The sequence below is a fragment of the Pseudomonas berkeleyensis genome, from assembly GCF_014109765.1.
GTDB lineage: Bacteria > Pseudomonadota > Gammaproteobacteria > Pseudomonadales > Pseudomonadaceae > Aquipseudomonas > Aquipseudomonas berkeleyensis.
Genome location: NZ_CP059139.1, coordinates 441635 through 463059, shown reverse-complemented (window position 1 = coordinate 463059; position 21425 = coordinate 441635). Strand labels below are relative to the sequence as shown.

Sequence of the window (21425 nt, the reverse complement as noted above, 5' to 3'; positions counted from 1 at the left end):
GCCTGAGGCGCCTGTGCGGCGCTAAGCTGTGGCGATGACCACTCCCTACCTGACCACGCAGCAAACCAGCAGCACGGATGCCGCCAGCGGCTTGCGCCTGGGTGGCGACTGGACGCTGGCCCACTACAGCCAGCTCGAACCCCAGGTGCTGGCCCTGCGCGAACGCCTGCGTGGCGAGGAGTCCGTCGACCTGAGCGATCTGGCCGCGCTGGATACCGCTGGCGCGGCGCTGCTGGTGGAGCTGTTCGGCAGCGAGCGCCTGCGCCAGTTGATCCAGCAGGCCGAACTCGACGAACAACGCCGCGCCCTGCTGCTGACGGTGGCCAATGCCATGGCCGACAGCCAGCAGGCGCAAACGCCGCCGGAGCCATCCGTGCTGCGCGAAGTGCTCGGGCATATCGGCGAAGTGGTCGAAAGCCTGTGGCACCAGGGCCGCGCCCTGCTCGGTTTCATGGGGCTGACCCTGGCCAGCATGCTGGCGATACTGGTACGCCCCAGGCGCTGGCGCCTGACGTCGCTGGCCGCGCATCTGGAACAATGCGGGCTGAACGCCGTGCCCATCGTCGCCCTGCTGACCTTCCTGGTCGGCGCCGTGGTGGCCTTTCTCGGCGCGACCATCCTCGCCGACTTCGGCGCCAGCATCTACACGGTGAACCTGGTGGCCTTTTCCTTCCTGCGCGAGTTCGGCGTGCTGCTCACCGCCATTCTCATGGCCGGCCGCACCGCCAGCGCCTTCACCGCGCAGATCGGTTCGATGAAGGCCAACGAGGAAATCGACGCCATCCGCACCCTCGGCCTGAGCCCCATCGAACTGCTGGTGCTGCCACGGGTGTTCGCCATGCTCATCGCCCTGCCGATCCTGACCTTCATCGCCATGCTCAGTGGCATGCTCGGTGGCGCCCTGGTCTGCGCCCTGTCACTGGATATTCCGGCGGCCATGTACCTGTCGATCCTGCAGGAAAGCGACCTGCTGCGGCACTTTCTGGTCGGCCTGCTCAAGGCACCGATCTTCGCCTTTCTGATCGCCCTGATCGGCTGCCTGGAAGGCTTCAAGGTCAGCGGCAGTGCGCAATCGGTGGGTGAGCACACCACCTCGGCAGTGGTGCAATCGATCTTCATGGTCATCCTGCTCGACGCCCTGGCGGCGTTGTTCCTGATGGAGATGGGCTGGTGAGCCGGGACAAGGTCATCGAGGTACGCGACCTGAGCAACCGCTTCGGCAGCCAGGTGGTGCACGAACACCTGGATTTCGACCTCTATCGCGGCGAAATCCTCGGCGTGGTCGGTGGCTCTGGCACCGGCAAGTCGGTGCTGCTGCGCAGCATCGTCGGCCTGCGCCGTCCCAATGCCGGTACCGTGCGCGTTTTCGGCGAAGAGCTGCTGAGCCTGCCCGCCGAACGCCGCTCGCAGCTGGAGCGACGCTTCGGCGTGCTCTACCAGCGCGGCGCGCTGTTCTCCTCGCTCACCGTCAGCGAGAACATCGCCCTGCCGCTGATCGAGCACGCCGGCCTGTCGCGCGCAGCGGCCGAGCGCCTGGCCAGGGTCAAGATCGGCTTGGCCGGCCTGCCGCAGGATGCCGGCAGCAAGTACCCCAGTTCGTTGTCCGGCGGCATGGTCAAACGCGCCGCCCTGGCTCGCGCCCTGGCGCTCGATCCGGACATCCTGTTTCTCGACGAGCCCACCGCCGGCCTCGATCCGATTGGCGCGGCGGCCTTCGACCAACTGATCCGCACCCTCAGCGACAGTCTGGGTCTGAGTGTATTTCTGGTGACTCACGATCTGGATACGCTCTACAGCATCTGCGACCGAGTCGCGGTGCTGGCGCAGAAGAAGGTACTGGTGGCCGACCGCCTGGATGTGGTGGCTGCCACCGACGACGCCTGGATTCAGGAGTATTTTCACGGCCCGCGTGGACGCGCGGCCGCACAGGCCGCCACGGCGGCAGGGAGTCAATGAATGGAACCCAGAGCCCATCATGTGCTGATCGGCCTGTTCACCGTGCTCACGGTGGGCGCCGCAATGCTGTTCGGCCTGTGGCTGAACAAGGCCGGGGCTGATCGCGCCTTCACCGATTACGAGGTGATCTTCAACGAAGCGGTCACTGGCCTGTCACAGGGCAGCGCCGTGCAATACAGCGGGATCAAGGTCGGCGACGTGATCAGCCTGGGGCTCGATCCCAACGATCCGCGCACCGTGCGCGCGCGTATCCGCATCGTCGGCCATACCCCGATCAAGCAGGACACGCGAGCCCGTCTGGCGATCACCGGCATCACCGGTCTGGCGGTGATCCAGCTGCACGGCGGCAGCCCGGAAAGCCCGCCCCTGGAAGGCCAGGACGGCCAACCGGGCGTCATCATCGCCGACCGCTCGCCACTGTCACGACTGATGGCCAACGGCGAAGACCTAGTGGTCAACATCACCCGCCTGCTCAATCGCGCCAACCGCATGCTCTCGCGCGAGAACGCCGACCGTGTGTCACGCACGCTGGAAAATCTGGAGCAGGCCACCGCCGGCATCGCCGCGCAGCGCGACGATCTCAGCGCCGCCCTGCAACAGGCCGGCGCCGCGACGCGTGAAGCGGCCGAACTGATGCGCACCGCCAACCGCCTGCTCGATGGCCAAGGCAGCCAGGTACTGGCAAACGCCGAACGCCTGATGGCCTCGCTGGAGCGCAGCAGCCGCAATATCGAAGAGCTGTTGCAGAGCAACCACAGCGCATTGGATAGCGGCATGCAGGGTCTGGGCGAACTGGGCCCGGCGATTGGTGAGCTACGCGACACCCTCGGCGCTCTGCGCGGTTTCTCCCGCCGCCTGGAGCAGGATCCGACTGGCTACCTGCTGCGCAACGACAGCATCAAGGAGTTCCAACCATGAAGCGTCTGTCCCTGCTGCTGGCCGCGGGCCTGCTCAGCGCTTGCTCGATCCTGCCGCAGAGCGAACCGCTGGATATCTACCTGCTGCCAAGCACCGCACTGCCTGCACAAACCCAGCGTGTCGACTGGTCATTGCGGGTCAACAGCCCGGTCAGCAACCAGTTGCTCGATGGCACGCGCATTGTCGTGCTGCCCGAGCCGGATCGGATCAACACCTACCAGGGCGTACGCTGGAGCGAGCGCACACCGCAACTGCTGCGCGGGCGCCTGCTCGATGCCTTCCACGACGACGGGCGGATTCAGGCGCTGAGCAACGAGGAACAGCGCCTGCAGGCCGACCTGGAACTGGTCAGCGACCTGCGCAGCTTCCATAGCCAGTATCGTGATGGCGTTCCCGAGGCATTGATCCAGCTCGACGCGCGCCTGGTCGACGCGCGCGATCAGCGCATCCTGGCCAGCCGCCGTTTCAGCGTCAGCCAGCCGGCGAGTGATACTTCGATTGCTTCAGTAGTGAAAGCCTTCGGTCAGGCTGGCGATCGATTGTCCCGCGAGCTGGTGGACTGGACGCTGGCTGAAGGGCAACGCGCGACCCAATAAAGGGTCGCCTTGCGTGCACCAGGCATTTCCCACGCAGCCCTCGGTGCGCGCGGCGCACCCTACACAATTGGCGAAAACCGTAGGTTGCGCCGTGCGCACCAATCCTTATCCGCTCCCTACACAGCCAACCACTCGCGTACCTCGGCGTAGGGATAATCCTCCAGCGCCGCGAATCCGGCCAACTGACGCGCCTTGAGCTTGGTGAACAAGGGCGTGGTCACGCCACAGAGAAAACGCGTCAGGCACTCGTGGCTCGGTCTGTGGCCGGCATGCTGCAGATGCTTTTCGACAAAGGCGGCGCACAACGCCTGCGCATCGCGACCGCTCAACGGCGGCAGCTCCGGCGGCTGCGGCAAATTGGCGACGCGGCCCTGGCACACCGAGCAATGCCCGCAACGTTCGGGCGCCTGCTCATCACCGAAGTACAGCGCCAGGCGCCGACTCAGGCACTCACGGCTCTCGAACAAACCGAGCATCGCCTGGATGCGGGCGATCTCGCTGGCCTCATGGGCGCGGAAGTGTGCGTGCAGATCATCCGCCAAGGCTTCGACGTCAAACCCGCCATCGAGCACGGCGTAGACCTCGGTCATCTGCTTGCTTTCCAACTCCAGCCAGCCCTTTTCCTGGAAGTAGTCCAGCGCCTTGACCACCCGCGCACGCTCGGCGCCGTGGTCACGATACAACACATCGAAATCCAGAGTGTTCCAGGTACGCGCGCGCCGTGAGCTGGAAAGAATTGCCTCGACGAACTGGCGTCGCTCCCCCTCGAACTGCGCCAGCAAGGCCTCGTCCTCGAGCAACAGCTTGAAGCGATACTCGGCAAAGTAGGCATAACGCGGTGCGATGATGCCGCGCAGTTCGAGCTGCACCAGCAAGGTCTTGAGCGGCAGCGCGCGGATATTGCTCAGATCCGACAGTTGCCCGAGCATCAGCTCCCACTGCCCACCCGTCCCCACCGCACGCAGGTCATCGAGTACGGCGCGAATGCCGGAAAGCTCTGGCGTATCGCCATAAACGAAGTTTTCCAGCACGCTGAGACCGTCGCGACTGGCCAGCACCAGACAGTCCGAGGGCTGGCCGTCACGCCCTGCGCGGCCGATTTCCTGGCTGTAATTCTCCACCGACTTGGGCAGGTCGAAGTGCACCACGTTACGGATGTCGCGCTTGTCGATGCCCATGCCGAAGGCGATGGTGGCGACGATGCATTCCAGCTCGCCGGCCATGAAACGCCGTTGGATCGACTCGCGCACGTCATGAGCCATGCCCGCGTGATAGGCGCTGACCGCCAGCCCCTGGCCTTGCAGACGCTCGGCGACCTGCTCGGCGGTCTTCTGCTGGGTGACGTAGACGATGCTCGCCTGGCCACGGCGCGGCGCCAGCCATTGCTGCAGGCGCTGCGCCTTGGCGCCGCCTGGCACGGGTTCGACCAGCAGATTGAGGTTGGGCCGATAGAAGCCGGTGGTGACCACGTCTGCTTCGGCAATGGCGAATTTCTCGCGCATGTCGGCGATCACCTTGGGCGTCGCCGTCGCCGTGAGCAGCAGCACCTGGCCGATGCCGAACTGACGCTGATAGTCGGGCAGCTTCAGGTAATCCGGGCGGAAGTTGTGGCCCCACTCGGAGATGCAGTGCGCCTCGTCGACCACCAACAGGGAGATCGGCACCTGGGCGATGAAATTGCGAAAGCGCTCGTTCTTCAGGCGCTCCACCGAGATCATCAGGATCTTCAGCTCGCCGGATCGCGCCCGATTCATCACCTCGGCTGCCTGCTCACGGCTCTGCGCCGAGTCGATGCTGGCCGCCGCGATGCCGTGGGCATGCAGGAAGGCCAGTTGATCCTGCATCAGCGCCAGCAGGGGCGAGATCACCAATGTCAGGTGCGGCAGGTGCAGGGCCGGCAACTGGTAACACAGCGATTTGCCCGAGCCGGTGGGAAAGATCGCTGCCACCGAACGACCGGCGAGCACGGCACTGATCACCGTTTCCTGGCCAGGACGCAGATGATCGAAACCGAAGACACGCTTGAGGGTGGACATGAGCTGTCACTCCATTGACCGCTGAATGGCCACTGACCATAACGCGGTTCGATAGGTCGCGCCATGCGCAGCGAAGTGTTGCAGTGCGTAGGGCGGGTTCAGGAGCGCCAGCGAACAGCCCGCCAGCCATGCCAGGTTCGGTAGCATAACCTGCGCCTAGTGCAGCAATGGCGTACTGCCTGCGGCGAGTACGCCCTACTTCGCTGGCCATAACGCGGTCGCGTAGGGTGCGCCATGCGCACCGATATGTTGCCGCATGAGGCCGATGCACACGGCGCACCCTGCTTCGAAAATGACAAAGCCGCCCGAAGGCGGCTTTGTCTGAACGCGGCGTGAACTTAGAGTTGCGGGCCGGCGTTCTTGATGGCGTCGCTGACATCGAACTTGGTGAAGTTGTCGATGAACAGCTTGGCCAGGCCCTTGGCCGCTTCGTCGTAGGCGTTCTTGTCAGCCCAGGTGTTGCGCGGGTTGAGCAGGTTGGTCTCGACGCCCGGAACCGACTTCGGCACATCCAGGTTGATGATCGGCAGGTGCTCGGTTTCGGTACCGATCAGCGCGCCGCTCTGGATGGCGGCAATCACGCCACGGGTAGTCGGGATATTGAAACGCTTGCCGACGCCGTAGCCACCGCCAGTCCAGCCTGTGTTGACCAGGTAGACCTTGGAGCCGAAGGCATTGATGCGCTTGATCAGCAGCTCGGCGTAAACGCCAGCCGGACGCGGGAAGAACGGCGCGCCGAAGCAGGTGGAGAAGGTCGACTTGATACCGCCGCCGGAGCCCATTTCGGTGGAGCCGACCAGAGCGGTGTAGCCGGACAGGAAGTGGTAGGCCGCCTGCTCGTTGTTGAGGATCGACACTGGCGGCAGTACGCCGGTCAGGTCGCAGGTCAGGAAGATCACAGCGTTGGGCTCGCCGCCCAGGTTCTTCTCGCTGCGTTTCTCGACGTACTCCAGCGGGTAGGCCGCGCGGCTGTTCTGGGTCAGGCTGTCGTCGGCGTAATCCGGAACGCGCTCTTCGTCGAGCACGACGTTTTCCAGCACGGTGCCGAACTGGATGGCTTTCCAGATCACCGGCTCGTTCTTCTCGGACAGGTCGATGCACTTGGCGTAGCAGCCACCTTCGACGTTGAACACCACGCCTTCGCCCCAACCGTGCTCGTCGTCACCGATCAGGTAACGCGACTCGTCGGCGGACAGGGTGGTCTTGCCGGTGCCGGACAGGCCGAAGAACAGGGTGACATCGCCTTCTTCGCCGATGTTGGCGGCGCAGTGCATCGGCAGCACGTCTTTTTCTGGCAGCAGGAAGTTCTGCACGGAGAACATGGCTTTCTTCATTTCACCGGCGTAACGCATGCCGGCGATCAGCACTTTCTTGGCGGCGAAGTTGATGATCACGCAGCCATCGGAGTTGGTGCCATCACGCTCCGGTACGCACTCGAAGTTGGCGACGTTGAGCACTTGCCACTCGGTACGGCCAGCCGGGTTGTAGGCTTGCGGGTTGATGAACAGCTGGCGGCCAAACAGGTTTTGCCAGGCGGTCGCGGTGGTCATCTTGACCGGCAGGTAGTGCTCTTCGGCCGAGCCGACGTGCACATAGGATACGAAGTGATCCTGGGCGGCGTTGAAGGCTTCGACGCGATCCCACAGGGCATCGAACTTGTCGGCCGGGAACGGGCGATTGATGTTGCCCCAGGCGATCTGCGCCTCGGTGCTCGGCTCTTGAACGATGAAGCGATCAGCCGGCGAGCGGCCAGTGCGATGACCGGTACGTACGACCAGCGCGCCATTGGCGGCCAGTTCCCCTTCACCACGGCGAATGGCTTCTTCGACCAGTTGCGCGGCGCTGATGTCGGTGTACACGGCGTTGTTGGCTTGCGTCATGAGGGTCCCCGTCGGCCGCTGGCCGAGTCTTCCGAACGTTGTGTAGCGTAGGGGCAACTACGCTACACGGTAAAAAAGTCGCGGGAGTATGCCAGAAAAGCGAACTGCTTGGCAGCCTCCGATCTGATAGAGAACGCCTATCGTTCCGAAAAAAGCGTCAATGACGCGTCTGCGATGGCGCCTCGCTGCCAGCGCCCGCAAACAGCTGGGCGATATCGGCAGCGTCGAACGCATAACGCTCGTTGCAGAACTGACAGTCGATCACCACGCTGCCACCTTGCTCGGCAAGCAGCAGTTCGGCATCGGCCTGGCCCAGGCTGGCCAGGGCACTGGCCGAGCGCTCACGCGAGCAGCTGCAGCGGAACTGCAGTGCCTGCTCGTCGAACAGGCGTACGTTCTCTTCGTGGTAAAGGCGGTGCAGCAGGGTCGGGTTGTCCAGGCCGAGCAGCTCTTCGGCAGTCAGGGTATCGGCCAGGGTCAGCACGTGGTTCCAGCTTTCCTGGCGCGCCTCGGGCTCGGTCTGGTGGTGGGCCGGCAATTGCTGCAACAACAGGCCGCGCGCGCGCTGGCCATCGGCCTTGAGCCAGAAGCGAGTCGGCAACTGCTCGGAGCTGGCGAAGTAGTTGGACAGGCACTCGGCCAGGTCGACGCCGTCGAGGTCGACGATGCCCTGGTAGCGCTGGCCGCGGGTCGGATCGATGGTGATCGCCAGCACGCCGTTAGGCATCAGGCTCTGCAGATCGGCATCGGCACCGATGTGCTCGGCGTCGTAACGGGCGATACCCCGTAACTCACGGGCGCTGGAGCACTCGACCATCAGCAGCGACAAAGGGCCTTCGGCGCGCGCCTGCAGCACCAGCAGGCCGTCGAACTTGAGGGTGCCGACCAGCAGCGCAGCGGCAGCCATCATCTCGCCGAGCAGTTGCGCCACCGGCTGCGGGTAGGCGTGCTTGGCCAGCACATGAGCGTAGCTCTCACGCAGAGCGACCATCTCACCACGCACATCGGTGTCGTCGAAGAGAAAGCGTTGACTGAAGTCGTTCATGGCGGCTGGCCCAGGGTCTGTAAAAAAGGCTGGCGATTTTATGCACAAATGCCAGCACAACCAAGGCCCGAACGTCATGTGACCTTCGTCACGTAACCCAGAACGACCGCTGAACGCCGACTGAACGACCGTGCTGCTGCCCTTGTGCTGGCGCCAACACTGCCTATCATCCGCGCGCCTGGAGTAGGCCTGTCATAAATTTGCAAAGGGATCTTCCATGTCGAGCACGTTCATCAATCGCCACTGGCATCCGCGGGCCATGCTGGTCTGCCATATCGTGGCCATCGTGCTGCTCGTCAGCTGGGTGTGGCAGCCCACTCGTGATCTGTGGGACGCCGCCGATCTATGGCTGTTCAAGCTGCTCAACGACCCCGTGCATGCCGCCGGGCTGTGGGCCAAGATCTGGGCCATCGGCAGCATGCGCCCCGTCGATGCCGGTGTTGGCGTAGTGATGCTGGCGGTGATGCTCAAGGCCGGCCTGGTCTTCGAAGGCCCGCAGGTGCGCCGCGCGCTGTACGCCTTCCTTACCGCCCTGATCACCCTGTTGCTGCTGCGCGTAGGCTTCGCCGAACTGGTCAAGGCCATGGGCTGGCAGCGCCCCAGCGCCTCGCTGGTGGTCGAAGGCAGCGCACGCCTGACCGAACTGTTCCCGGACTGGGAGGAGCGCTGGGATCTGAAGGACAGCGCCAGCCGCAGCTTCCCTGGCGATCATGCCTCGGTGCTGTTGATCTGGGCGTTGTTCATGACCTTCTTCGCGCGCAACTGGCGCCTGCTGCTGGTCTGGGTAATTGCCGTGATCGGCATGCTGCCGCGCCTGGTGGCCGGCGCCCATTGGGGCTCGGATGCCTTCGTCGGCGGCGTATTCCTCAGTCTGCTGGCGCTGGCCTGGGCTTGCTACACCCCACTCGGCTACCACGCCAGCGAATGGCTGGAGAAGATCACCCTGCCGATCACCTCACGCCTGGCCAAACTGCCGCTGCTGGGTCGCCTGAGCATCGTCAGCGAGCGTTGAACGATTAGACCGTAGGGTGCGCCATGCGCACCGCGAAGACCGTAGTGCTTGCCTGGTGCACACGGCACACCCTACGAAAAACCGTCCGACCGACAGTTGTTCCGTGGCGTCACACGAGGTGATCCCACGCGCCCCTAGTCTTCATCCGCCCAGGGATGACGCAGGCCACCGCCCTGCTGTTCGTTGAACTGATGTATCTGCCGGCGCTGCTTCTTGCTCGGCCGGCCATCGGTCTGCACGCCGAGGGAGCCAGCCTTGCGCATCGCCGCAGCCTGTTCGCGACGGGCGATGCTCTCCTCGGTTTCGCGATAGAGCAACTGCGCCTCGGGAGCGCCACGGCGGACGCTGGACAATGCCAGCACGACCACCGTGCGCTCATCGAAGCCGGTGCGCAGCACGTACTCATCACCGATCTTCGGTTCCTTGCCCGGCTTGCAACGCTCGCCGCGGTGGTGCACCTTGCCACCTTCTATAGCCGCCTTGCACAGGGCGCGAGTCTTGTAGAAGCGTGCGGCCCACAGCCATTTGTCCAGGCGAATCTTGTCGTCGTCTTTCTCGCTCATTTCACACTCTGTTGGTTTCATCCCTTGCGCTTGCGCACTGGCTGATGCAGTTGTCACACGGCGCATCTAGAATGCGCGGAATCATAGGCCTTGTCGGCCATCGGGAACACCGCCACCTTGAACAGCATCGACCCACTCAGCGTGATCGGCCTGCGCGAATGGATCAACCTGCCGCAACTCGGCATCGTTGGCCTGCGCGCCAAGATCGACACCGGCGCCAGCACCTCCAGCCTGCACGCGAGCGACATCCAGCCGTTCCAGCGTAACGGCGAGGACTGGGTGCGGTTCACCGCCTACCTCGGCACCCAGGTGCAGCGCCGTCATCGCTGCGAAGCGCCACTGGTGTCGGTCAAGCGCATCAAGAGTTCCAATGGCCAGGTGCAGAACCGCTACGTGATCCGTACCGAGCTGGCCCTAGGCGATCGCCTGTGGCCGGTGGAATTCACCCTGGCCTGCCGCAAGACCATGCGCTACCGCGTCTTGCTCGGCTCCAAGGCGCTGGTCACCGGCCACCTGCTGGTCAACCCGGCGCTCAGCTACGTACAAGACAAACCCGCCCTGCCTCCCTCACTCCCAGGTGTCCAATGAAGATCGCCGTGCTGTCGCGCAACCCGCGCCTGTATTCCACCCGCCGTCTGGTGGAGGCTGGCCAGCAGCGCGGCCATGAAATGGTGGTGATCGACACCCTGCGCGCCTATATGAACATCGCCAGCCACAAGCCGCAGATTCACTATCGCGGCCAGGCCATGGAAGGTTTCGATGCGGTGATCCCGCGCATCGGCGCCTCGGTGACCTTCTATGGCTGCGCGGTGCTGCGCCAGTTCGAAATGATGGGCGTGTTCCCGCTCAACGAGTCGGTGGCCATCAGTCGCTCGCGGGACAAGCTGCGCGCGCTGCAACTGCTCTCGCGCAAGGGCATCGGTCTGCCGGTGACCGGCTTCGCCCACTCGCCGGACGACATTCCGGATCTGATCCAGATGGTTGGCGGTGCGCCGCTGGTGATCAAGGTGCTGGAAGGCACCCAGGGCATGGGCGTGGTGCTGGCAGAAACGCACAAGGCGGCCGAGTCGGTGATCGAGGCCTTCCTCGGCCTCAAGCAGGACATCATGGTGCAGGAATACATCAGCGAAGCCGGCGGCGCCGACATCCGCTGCTTCGTGGTCGGTGACAAGGTGATCGCGGCGATGAAGCGTCAGGCCAAGGCCGGCGAATTCCGCTCCAACCTGCACCGCGGCGGCTCCGCCAGCCTGATCAAGATCACCCCGGAGGAGCGCATGACTGCCGTGCGCGCCGCACGGGTGATGGGCCTGAACGTGGCCGGCGTCGACATTCTGCGCTCCAACCACGGCCCGCTGGTGATGGAAGTGAACTCCTCGCCCGGCCTGGAAGGCATCGAAGTGACCACCGGCAAGGACGTCGCCGGGATGATCATCGAACACCTGGAAAAACACGCCGAACCAGGCCAGACGCGCACCAAGGGCCGCGGATGAGCACGCTGCTCGACGGCCGCCTGGCGCTGATCGCTCCGGCGTCAGCCATCGCCGAAGACGTGCTCGAGGCGACCCTGGCACAGCTCGATGTGCTTGGCATTCGCTATCACCTGGGCCAGCACGTGCGTGCGCGCCACCGCTACCTGGCCGGCACGCCTGAGCAACGTCTGGAAGACCTGCACCAGGCCTTCAGCCTGCCGGACATCAGCGCCGTCTGGTGCCTGCGCGGCGGTTATGGCTGCGCGCAGCTGGTGGAGGCGATCGACTGGTCGCTGCTCCAACAGGCCAGCCCGCGTCCGCTGATCGGCTTTTCCGATCTGTCGATCCTGCTCAGCGCCTTCCAGCAGCATGGGCTGCCCGCCATTCATGGCCCGGTCGCCACGACGCTCGGTCATCAGGCGCTGTCGGCGCCTGGCGGCCAGCGCGAACGCCTGGCCTCGACCCAGGCGCTTTGGGCCTTGCTCAACGGCCAGCACCAGCCGTTGCCGGTGCGCCATATCAGCGGGCCTGCGCATGCCATAGACGGTCGGCTACAGGGCGGCAACCTCACCGCACTGGCCAGCGTCTGCGGCACCGACGCCGAGCTGCGCCTGGTAGAGGATTCGATCCTGATTCTGGAAGACGTCGGTGAACCGTACTACCGCCTGGAGCGCAGCCTCTGGCAACTGCTCAACAGCTTCGCCGGTCAGCGGCCGCGTGCCGTCTGCCTGGGCAGTTTCACCGATTGCCCACGGCGCGGCGTGCATCACAGCCTGGAACAGATCATCGGCGAATACCTGGCCCCGCTGGGCATCCCGCTGTACAGCGAACTCCCCAGCGGCCATGGCGACAGCAACTATCCCTGGCCCTATGGCCGTAAGGCGCGGCTGAGCGGTAGCAGCCTGAGCTGGTAAACCCGGCTCACCCCTGGCGCGCCTGCATCCAGGCCAGAAACTCCGCCTCGGCCATCGGCCGGCCGAACAGATAGCCCTGACCCAGAGCACAGTCCTGCTCGCGCAACAGCGCCAGCTGACTGTCACGCTCGACGCCTTCGGCCACGCACTCAAGCCCCAGGTTGCGGGCGATCATCAGGATGGTCTGCACCAGCATCTGCCCGCTGGCCTCTCCATCGAGGTCGGCGACGAAACTGCGGTCGATCTTCAGGCGATCCAGCGGCAGGCGCTTGAGGTAGGTCAGCGACGAATAACCGGTGCCGAAATCGTCGATGGCGAAACGCACGCCCTGCGCCTTGAGCTGCTGCATGTTGCCAATGCAGCGGTCGACATCCTCCAGCAGCACGCCTTCGGTGATTTCCAGTTCCAGCGCCTGCGCCGGCACCCCGTGACGCCGCAGGCAGTCTTCAACGCGCTCGACGCAGGCGGCATGACGCAGCTCGCGTGGGCTGAGGTTCACCGCCAGCACCAGGTGCGGCCACTGCATCTGCCAGCGTGCCAGCGCCGCGCAGGCCTGCTCCAGCACCCACTGGCCGATGTCCTGAATCAGTCCGGTTTCCTCCGCCAGGGGGATGAATTGATCCGGCCCGATCTCGCCGCGCTCGGGGTGTCGCCAGCGCAGCAGCACCTCGGCGCCGGCGACCGAGTCGTCGGCCAGCCTCAGTTGCGGCTGGAATACCAGTTGCAGTTGCTGTCGCGCGATGGCCTGACGCAGTTCACTCTGCAGTTGCAGGCGCTGGTCGATGGCGGCCTGCATCTCCGGGGCGAAGAAGTGCAGCGCATTGCGCCCGGCGTGCTTGGCCCGGTACATGGCGGTATCGGCCTGCTTGAGAATGTCCGAGGCCTGCTGCAGGCCCATGGGGTGCAGGGCGATGCCGATACTGGCGCTGATCGCCAGTTCGTGACCATCGATCAGGCAACTGCCCTGCAAGCCACGCAGCAACTTCTCGCCCACTGCCGTAGCGTGCTCGGCGACCGCTTGCGGCTCATGCCCGAGGGCTTCGAGCAGTACCACGAATTCGTCGCCGCCCAGACGCGCCAAGGTGTCTTCGGTACGCAGCTCCCGCGCCAGGCGAGTGGTCACCTCGCACAGCAAGGCATCGCCGACCAGATGGCCGAGGCTGTCGTTGACCGTCTTGAAGTGATCCAGATCGATGAACAGCAAGGCGCCCAGGCTGCCCTCGCGATTCTCGCGATCCATCGCATGCTGCAGACGGTCGAGCAGCAGACGGCGGTTGGGCAAGCCGGTGAGTTCATCGCTGTAGGCCAGACGCTCGATCTCACGCTGGTAGCGCTGGCGCTCGGAAATATCGGTGACGCTGGCGCGGATCAGCAACTCCTCGCCCGGCATGCGCACCAGGCGCACTTCGCAGGGCAACTGGCGGCCGGCACTGTCACGGTGGTTCCATTCGAAGACCGGTGCCTCCCCCTTGATGGCGCGGCGCAGGTATTCCTTGCCGGCACGTGACGAGAGGCGGCCATCGGCCTGGCGCATCGGACTGATGTTCTGGATCGAACGGCCTCGCAGCTCCTCGCGCTGATAGCGGAACAGCCTCAGGGCGTTTTCGTTGAACTCGACGATGCCCCCCTCCGGGCTGAACAGCAGGATCGCCTCGGGGGCGTGCTCGACCAGGGTTTGGTAGCGCGCCTCGGCCTCGCGCCGCGCACTGATATCTTCGACCAGCAGCAGGAACAACGTCGGCCGCCCAGCACTGCCGCGCACGACGCTGAGGCTGACGCGGGTGTAGACCACCTGGCCGTCACCACGCAGGAAGCGCTTGTCCATCTCGAAGCCATCGCTGCTACCCAGCAGCACCGGTTCCAGGCGCGCCTTCTCGGCCGCCATGTCGTCCGGGTGCGACAACTGGTGCCAGGTACTGGCCAGCAATTCCTCGCGGCTACGGCCGAGAATGCTGCAGAGCTTCTGGTTGATCTCTTCCCAGGCAAAGGCCTGGGTGGTCAGCGCCATGCCGATCAGCGGCGCCTCGAAGAACAGGCGCAGGCGCTCGTCGCGCTCGCGCAACTGCGACTCGGCACGCTTGCGCTCGCTGATGTCCTGCACCACGCCGTAAAGGCGCACCGGGCTGCCGTCGTCATCACGCTCGACCATACCGCGCAGGCGCACCAGGCGAGCGCCCAGGCGCGCCACCAGACGCACCTCGATATCCAGGTCTTCGAGCCCGTTCTGTGCAGCCTGTAACGTCTGCATGATCAGTGCCTGGCTGGGCGTGTCGTAATAATCGAGCACCTGCTCAAGCGTTGGCGGCCCCTGATGGATATCGCGCTCGACGATGCGATAGCAGCCATCGCTCCAGAACATGCTGTAGTCGCTGACCTCCAGCACCCAGCCGCCCAGGTTGGCGATGTCTTCGGTCTGGCTGAACAAGTGGCTCTGGCGCAGCATTTGCGCGCGCTGCCGCTCGACCTGTGCAGCCAGCTCCTCGCGCTCGCTGACATCGTGCTGCAAGCCGACGAAGTGGCTGATGCCCCGCTCATCGCGCATCGGCGCCAGCACCACTTCGTTCCAGAAACGGCTGCCGTCCTTGCGTACGTTACGCACCACGGCCTGCGCCGCCCGCCCCTCGCGCAGGGCGCTGCGCAGCTTCTGCAGGCCATGGTGATTGGCCTCGTCATTGGCCAGGAACAGGCAATCACGCCCCAGGGTCTCCGCCACCGAATAGCCCGTGATCTGGGTAAAGGCGGGGTTGCAGTAGACCAAGGGCATGTCGCCCTGCCGTGCATCGGCAATGGTCACACCCAGTGGGCTAGCCTCCATCGCCAGGTTGGCGCGCGCCAACTGCTGCTGCATCTGCGCACTGAGCGCCAGGGTTTGACGCAGGTCGCTCAGCGCCCGCCCAACCAGCAAGGCAGCGCCCATCAGCAACAGCACGGCGAGCTGCAGGTGATTGCGCTGCAAATCCAGATCGCCCTGGCTCAGACCGGTGCGCAGCAGCGGCAACAACAAGGTGGCGCAATAACCCAGCATCACGCCGTACAAGGCGCCGGCGAAGGCATGTCGCAGCGCCAGCACCAGCATGCTGACACCCAGCAACGGCAGGGCGAGCAGCGACGGCAGGCTGCCGAGCAGCAACATCAGAAACAGGAAAGCGCCCACGGCGAACAACCAGCCGGACAACGAACGACTGACAATCAGTGTCGGCGCCGAACTCTCAGCTCGCGCCTGCAACCAGCCACGTGCTCGCAGCAATGGGGTGGCGAATGCCAGCAGCGGTGCACTCAGCGCGAGCAGATTGATGCCGTCGGTCAACCAGACCGACAAGCTGGCCTGTGCCCACTGCTCAGCGCTCTGAAAACCGGTCAGCCACAGATTGCTCTGTAGACCGAGCGTTACCAGAGTCATCGGCACCAGTACACCGAAGGCGAGAAAGCGCAGCAGATCGGCCAGCCGCCCCAGCGCTGGATCGAAATCTGCGCGCCGCAATAACCACCAGCCCAGGGCAACGGAAGCCGTCTCGGGCAAGGCATACAGCGGCGCCCACTGCCAGGGCAGGCCCCACAACGGCACGCTGAACAAGGCATTGAGATAAAGCGCTGGCAGCACCCGCGGGCCCCACCACAGACACAGCGCCAGGCCGAGCACCAATGGCAGGTAGCACAGCGCTACCCCGTCATTCAGGCGGGTGGTCAGAGAAATCCAGGTGCCCAGATGGAAAAGAGGCAGCGGCAGCCACCATGTCCACGTGGGTAAGCGATTGGGCAACGCGGCGGACATGCAGGCCTCGAATGGATGCGCTGGCAAAGCATAGCCTAGCGCCAGAGCCCTTGGCAGCATATTGCCAGCACACAGAGAGACCGACTGGACGGCCGGTGCTCAGCCCGCTACACCGCGTCGCGTGGCAACAGCAGGCCCAGAGGCAGCCTTACTCTCGCTTCGAGTCCGCCGCCGCTGCGGTTGCGCAGCTCCACACTACCGCCATGCAGCGCAGCGATGCGCTTGACGATGGCCAGGCCCAGGCCGGTACCACGTCCACCGCGGGCACGGTCGCCCCGGATGAAGGGGTTGAAGATGCTGTCCAGCTCGCCCGGATCGATACCGGCGCCGCGATCCAGCACGCTGAGCACCACATAGGGGGCGGCATGATCGCCGGCCAGGCTGGCGACCACCTCGACGGCATCGCCGCCACCATGGTTCAGGGCGTTCTCCACCAAGTTGGTGAGCAGGCGCTTGATCGACACCCGACGCAGCGGGAAGGACGGAATCGGCTCCAGGCACAGGCGCACGCGCTCCTCGCCCTGGTTGTAGGGCGCCAGTGTCTCGCGCACCAGCTCGCAGAAGTCAGCCTCTTCCACCGGCTCACCACGGCCGTCGCGGATGAAGGCGAGGAACTGGTCGAGGATGGCGTCCATATCCTCGATGTCGCGCACCATGTCATCGGTCAGTTCGGTGTCGTTCTCCATGAACTCCAGCGCCAGGCGCAGACGCGTCAGCGGTGTGCGCAGGTCATGAGAAACCCCGGCGAGCATCAGCTCGCGCTCGCGGGCGGCCTGCTCGACATCTTCGGCCATCTGGTTGAAGGCGCGGTACACCTCGGTCATCTCGCTCGGCGTATCGCCGACCGGCAGACGTACGCTGCGGCCCTGGCCGAGCTGGCGGGCGGCATAGACCAGGCGCTTGAGCGGGGCGTTGAGCTGACGCACGAAGATCCAGGCCGCCGCAGTGGACAGCAAGCCGATACCGAGGAACCAGCCAAGCACACTCCAGATACGCTGACCGCGCAACGGGTGGGGATACATCGGCACCCGCACCCAGCCATCACCCAGACTCGGCGCATGCACCCAGAGTGCCGGTGGCGAGGTGGCGCGCACTCGCGTCTCGGTGTCAGGGCCCAGCTCGGTCTGCATCTGCCGCTGGAAGATCTCGCTGTAGGGCCAGTGCTGCTCGCTGGTCGGCACCTTGTCACGTGGAATGCGCTTGAGTCCGGCAGCCTCGGCAATATGATCCCGATCCTCGGGACTGGCCGCCCAGTAGGCGCGCAACGTCAGGGCAGCGCCATGGCTGTACTGACGGTCGACCAGCACGTCTTCGTTCATCATCAGGTACACCAGGGTCAGCGCCTTGGAGAACAGGACGACGATCAGCACCAGCCAGAGGGTGCGGGCGAAGAAACTTTGCGGGAACCAGTAAGGGGTTTTCATCGGTACTCGGAAGACTTGGGGCAGGTCGCACGGCAACCCGCCAGGTGACGTTCCAGCAAACGACCAGGCGGATGAAGCGACTTCATCCGCCCCGCGCGGTTACTTGTTGCCGTCGGGAACGAACACGTAGCCCACGCCCCAGACGGTCTGGATATAGCGGGGTTTGGATGGGTCGGGTTCGATCAGGCGACGCAGGCGGCTGATCTGCACGTCGATGGAGCGCTCCAGCGCGTCCCACTCACGGCCACGGGCCAGGTTCATCAATTTGTCGCGGGTCAGCGGTTCGCGCGCGTGCTGCACCAGCGCCTTGAGCACGGCGAACTCACCCGTGGTGAGCATGTGCACTTCCTCGCCTTTCTTCAGCTCGCGCGTGGCCAGCGACAGCTCGTACTCACCAAAGCTGACGCTTTCGTCCTCGCTGCCCGGCGCGCCCGGCACCACTGGCGCCTGACGGCGCAGCACGGCCTTGATCCGCGCCAGCAGTTCACGTGGGTTGAACGGTTTGGCCAGGTAGTCGTCGGCGCCCAGCTCCAGGCCCTGAATCCGGCTGGATTCATCGCCCTTGGCGGTGAGCATGATGATCGGCATCTGATTGCCCGCCTCACGCAGGCGGCGGCAGGCGGAAAGGCCATCCTCGCCCGGCAGCATCAGATCCAGCACCACCAGGTTGAACAGCTCGCGCGCCAGCAGGCGATCCATCTGTTCGACGTTTTCCACCGCGCGCACCCGGTAGCCCTGTTCGTCGAAGAAGCGCTCGAGCAGGCGGCGCAGGCGGGCGTCGTCATCGACGATGAGGATCTTCTCGCCTTCGGCGGTAGTGCTGGACTGGGTCATGGCGTCTCCTTGGGCAGACCGTCGCAGGACGGCAAGTGGCGGCATTATCACTCAGGCGCCGGGGTGGGCGCTTCAGCCATTGTTAGCAGATTTTTCCCCGAATGGTTCCCAGCGCAGGTCAGCACGGTGTTTATAATGCGCCGCTTTCGCGTCTGGCCTGCTGCATATGCGGCCATTTTGTCGTTCCAGTGTGGGTAGCTTTTTATGGACAGCATCAATAACCGCATCGCCATCGAGCTGGGCGTGCGCCCGCAGCAGGTCGCCGCCGCCGTGGCTCTGCTCGACGAAGGTTCCACCGTGCCCTTCATCGCCCGTTACCGTAAAGAAGTGACCGGCAGCCTCGACGACACCCAGCTGCGCCACCTGGAAGAGCGCCTGCGCTACCTGCGCGAGCTGGACGAACGCCGCGTGGCGATCCTCGCCAGCATCGAGGAACAGGGCAAGCTGACCCCGGAACTCAAGCGCGAGATCAACCTCGCCGACACCAAGACGCGCCTCGAAGATTTGTATTTGCCGTACAAGCAGAAGCGCCGCACCAAGGGCCAGATCGCCCTGGAAGCCGGCCTCGGCGAGCTGGCCGATGCGCTGTTCAACGATCCGAGCCTGACGCCCGAGCAGGAAGCCGAGCGCTTCATCGACGCCGAAAAGGGCTTCGCCGATGTCAAGGCCGTGCTCGAAGGCGCCAAGTACATCCTCATGGAGCGCTTCGCCGAAGACGCCGCGCTGCTCGACAAGCTGCGCAGCTTCCTCAAGGACAACGCCACCCTCAGCGCCCGCCTGGTGCCGGGCAAGGAAAACGAAGGCGCCAAGTTCAGCGATTACTTCGAGCATGACGAAGCACTCAAGGGCGTGCCGTCGCACCGTGCACTGGCGATCTTCCGCGGGCGCAACGAAGGCATTCTCAGCTCCAGCCTGAAGGTTGGCGAAGAGCTGCCGGGCGCATTGCATCCGTGCGAACTGATGATCGGCGAGCGCTTCGGCATCAGCCAGAACAACCGCCCGGCGGACAAATGGCTGGCCGAGGTGGTGCGCTGGACCTGGAAGGTCAAGCTGTACAACCACCTGGAAACCGACCTGCTCGGCGAGCTGCGCGAGAAGGCCGAGGACGAAGCCATCAGCGTCTTCGCCCGCAACCTGCATGACCTGCTGCTGGCCGCACCGGCCGGCCCGCGCGCGACCCTGGCACTCGATCCGGGCCTGCGCACCGGCTGCAAGGTGGCGGTGGTCGATGCCACCGGCAAGGTGCTGGAAACCGCCACCGTCTACCCGCACGCGCCGCGCAACGACTGGGACGGCACCCTGGCGATCCTCGCCAAACTGTGCGCCAAGCATGGCGTCGACCTGATCTCCATCGGCAACGGCACTGCCAGCCGCGAAACCGACAAGCTGGCCGCCGAGCTGATCAAGAAAGTGCCGGGCCTGAAGCTGACCAAGGTGATGGTCTCCGAGGCTGGTGCCTCGGTGTATTCGGCCTCGGAACTGGCTGCCCGCGAATTCCCCGATCTCGACGTGTCGCTGCGCGGCGCCGTCTCCATCGCCCGCCGCCTGCAAGACCCGCTGGCCGAGCTGGTGAAGATCGACCCGAAATCCATTGGCGTCGGCCAGTACCAGCACGACGTGTCGCAGCTCAAGCTGGCGCGCAGCCTGGACGCTGTGGTCGAGGACTGCGTGAACGCCGTCGGCGTGGACGTTAACACCGCCTCAGCCGCCCTGCTGGCACGCATCTCCGGCCTCAATGCAACCCTGGCGCAGAATATCGTCAGCTATCGCGATGCCAACGGCGCCTTCGCCTCGCGCGCCGACCTGAAGAAAGTACCGCGTCTGGGCGAGAAGACCTTCGAGCAGGCCGCCGGCTTCCTCCGCGTGATGAACGGCGACAACCCGCTGGACGCCTCGGCTGTGCACCCGGAAACCTACCCGCTGGTGGAGCGCATCGCCCAGGACACCAGCCGCGATATCCGCTCGCTGATCGGCGACTCGGGATTCCTCAAGCGCCTCGACCCGGCCAAGTTCACCGATGAACGCTTCGGCCTGGTCACCGTCGGCGACATCCTCAAGGAACTGGACAAGCCTGGCCGCGACCCACGTCCGGAGTTCAAGACCGCCGAGTTCCAGGAAGGCGTGGAAACCCTCAAGGATCTCGAACTGGGCATGGTGCTCGAAGGCGTGGTGACCAACGTCACCAACTTCGGCGCCTTCGTCGACATCGGCGTCCACCAGGACGGCCTGGTGCACATCAGTGCGTTGTCGGAGAAGTTCATCAAGGATCCACACGAAGCGGTCAAGGCCGGCGACGTGGTCAAGGTCAAGGTGATGGAAGTGGACATCCCGCGTAATCGCATCGCCCTGTCCATGCGCATGGGCGACACCCCCGGCGAGAAGGTCGACGGGCCGCGTGGCGGACAATCGCGCGGTGGCAACCGTGGCGGCAACGCCCCGCGTAGCGAGCGTCATTCCAGCCAGGACAAACCGGCACCTGCCACCGGCGGCATGGCCGCCCTGTTCGCCAACGCCAAGCAGTTGAAGAAATGAGCACGACCGACAACGTGGGCGCCAGCAGCGCCTTTTCCCGCCTGCTCGGCCTGGAGATTCTCCAGGTCGGCGGCGGCGAGGCGCGCGTGCGCCTGACCCTCACCGACGAGCTGCGCAACCTGCACGGCAAGCTGCACGGCGGCGCACTGTTCTCGCTGATCGACACCGCCATGGGTCAGGCCAGCCATAGCCTGGGCGATGGCGGCCCGAGCAGCGTGACCCTGGAGTGCAAGATCAACTACATCCGCCCGGTGTCAGAGGGCAGCGTGCTGTGCCACGCCAAGGTGCTGCACGCCGGGCGCCGCACCCAGGTGGTCGAGGCCGAAGTGCTGCAGGGCGACAAGCTGGTCGCCAAGGCACAAGGCACCTTCGCCTGCGTGTAATAAACGCCGGACTAGCTGATCTAATCTGGGCAACCGTTCGCCCCCTTGCAGAGTGCGGGGGCGATCCCCATATTGTGGCGACTGCCCAGTT

Annotated in this window: 17 protein-coding genes; 10 read left to right on the top strand and 7 right to left on the bottom strand. The window is 64.9% G+C overall.

Annotated features, from left to right (window positions below):
- Positions 1-34: 34 nt before the first annotated feature.
- The 4 genes from HS968_RS02180 to HS968_RS02165 are packed head-to-tail and all read left to right on the top strand — an operon-like array spanning position 35 to position 3470.
- Positions 35-1174: an ABC transporter permease gene (locus tag HS968_RS02180; protein WP_182369944.1), complete on the top strand. Its 1140-nt coding sequence runs from the start codon at positions 35-37 to the stop codon at positions 1172-1174.
- The gene (locus HS968_RS02175; RefSeq protein ID WP_182369941.1) at positions 1171-1956 is read left to right on the top strand and encodes an ABC transporter ATP-binding protein; all 786 of its coding nucleotides are present in this window, start codon (positions 1171-1173) and stop codon (positions 1954-1956) included. Before HS968_RS02180 ends, HS968_RS02175 begins: the two co-directional genes overlap by 4 nt.
- Positions 1957-2874: an MlaD family protein gene (locus HS968_RS02170; RefSeq protein WP_182369940.1), complete on the top strand. Its 918-nt coding sequence runs from the start codon at positions 1957-1959 to the stop codon at positions 2872-2874.
- The gene (locus HS968_RS02165; RefSeq protein WP_182369939.1) at positions 2871-3470 is read left to right on the top strand and encodes an ABC-type transport auxiliary lipoprotein family protein; all 600 of its coding nucleotides are present in this window, start codon (positions 2871-2873) and stop codon (positions 3468-3470) included. Before HS968_RS02170 ends, HS968_RS02165 begins: the two co-directional genes overlap by 4 nt.
- 116 nt (positions 3471-3586) lie before the next feature.
- Here the strand turns inward: HS968_RS02165 and HS968_RS02160 are convergent, their stop codons facing one another.
- The 3 genes from HS968_RS02160 to hslO form a co-directional block, all read right to left on the bottom strand.
- Positions 3587-5506 (bottom strand): RecQ family ATP-dependent DNA helicase, encoded by a 1920-nt coding sequence (locus tag HS968_RS02160; RefSeq protein WP_182369938.1) that lies wholly within the window; start codon positions 5504-5506, stop codon positions 3587-3589.
- 338 nt (positions 5507-5844) lie between these two features.
- Positions 5845-7386: a phosphoenolpyruvate carboxykinase gene (locus HS968_RS02155; RefSeq protein WP_179623539.1), complete on the bottom strand. Its 1542-nt coding sequence runs from the start codon at positions 7384-7386 to the stop codon at positions 5845-5847.
- Positions 7387-7543: 157 nt separating this feature from the next.
- Entirely contained in the window at positions 7544-8431 is an 888-nt protein-coding gene (hslO, locus tag HS968_RS02150) for an Hsp33 family molecular chaperone HslO (protein ID WP_182369937.1), read from the bottom strand.
- Positions 8432-8648: 217 nt separating this feature from the next.
- Between hslO and HS968_RS02145 the strand changes: the two genes are divergently transcribed.
- Positions 8649-9443, top strand: coding sequence for a phosphatase PAP2 family protein (locus HS968_RS02145; protein ID WP_182369935.1), 795 nt, complete (start codon positions 8649-8651; stop codon positions 9441-9443).
- Between the two features lie 134 nt (positions 9444-9577).
- Here the strand turns inward: HS968_RS02145 and HS968_RS02140 are convergent, their stop codons facing one another.
- Positions 9578-10006, bottom strand: coding sequence for an RNA-binding S4 domain-containing protein (locus tag HS968_RS02140; RefSeq protein ID WP_119692257.1), 429 nt, complete (start codon positions 10004-10006; stop codon positions 9578-9580).
- 117 nt (positions 10007-10123) lie between these two features.
- On the opposite strand from HS968_RS02140, the gene rimB reads away from it, so the two are divergent.
- Genes rimB through HS968_RS02125 form a run of 3 tightly spaced genes read left to right on the top strand, consistent with a single transcriptional unit; the run spans position 10124 to position 12389 of the window.
- A complete protein-coding gene (gene rimB / locus HS968_RS02135) occupies positions 10124-10594 on the top strand; it encodes a retropepsin-like aspartic endopeptidase RimB (RefSeq protein ID WP_456107220.1) in 471 nt (156 codons plus the stop codon).
- Positions 10591-11496 (top strand): 30S ribosomal protein S6--L-glutamate ligase, encoded by a 906-nt coding sequence (rimK, locus tag HS968_RS02130; protein WP_106737566.1) that lies wholly within the window; start codon positions 10591-10593, stop codon positions 11494-11496. The genes rimB and rimK overlap by 4 nt, the downstream gene beginning before the upstream one ends.
- Positions 11493-12389 (top strand): S66 peptidase family protein, encoded by an 897-nt coding sequence (locus tag HS968_RS02125; protein ID WP_182369934.1) that lies wholly within the window; start codon positions 11493-11495, stop codon positions 12387-12389. The genes rimK and HS968_RS02125 overlap by 4 nt, the downstream gene beginning before the upstream one ends.
- A gap of 7 nt (positions 12390-12396) precedes the next feature.
- Here HS968_RS02125 and HS968_RS02120 read toward each other — a convergent pair whose 3' ends face one another.
- From HS968_RS02120 to ompR, 3 genes are all read right to left on the bottom strand, one after another.
- Positions 12397-16161: a bifunctional diguanylate cyclase/phosphodiesterase gene (locus HS968_RS02120; protein ID WP_238338903.1), complete on the bottom strand. Its 3765-nt coding sequence runs from the start codon at positions 16159-16161 to the stop codon at positions 12397-12399.
- Between the two features lie 107 nt (positions 16162-16268).
- The gene (locus tag HS968_RS02115; protein WP_119692260.1) at positions 16269-17585 is read right to left on the bottom strand and encodes an ATP-binding protein; all 1317 of its coding nucleotides are present in this window, start codon (positions 17583-17585) and stop codon (positions 16269-16271) included.
- 99 nt (positions 17586-17684) lie between these two features.
- Positions 17685-18419 (bottom strand): osmolarity response regulator transcription factor OmpR, encoded by a 735-nt coding sequence (gene ompR, locus HS968_RS02110; protein WP_017678391.1) that lies wholly within the window; start codon positions 18417-18419, stop codon positions 17685-17687.
- A 204-nt stretch (positions 18420-18623) separates the two neighbouring features.
- Here ompR and HS968_RS02105 point away from each other — a divergent pair, with 204 nt between their 5' ends.
- Both HS968_RS02105 and HS968_RS02100 read left to right on the top strand, forming a co-directional pair.
- On the top strand, positions 18624-20951 hold the full coding sequence (locus HS968_RS02105) for a Tex family protein (protein ID WP_182369930.1): 2328 nt from the start codon (positions 18624-18626) through the stop codon (positions 20949-20951).
- Positions 20948-21334, top strand: coding sequence for a PaaI family thioesterase (locus HS968_RS02100; protein ID WP_017678389.1), 387 nt, complete (start codon positions 20948-20950; stop codon positions 21332-21334). Before HS968_RS02105 ends, HS968_RS02100 begins: the two co-directional genes overlap by 4 nt.
- Positions 21335-21425 lie beyond the last annotated feature (91 nt).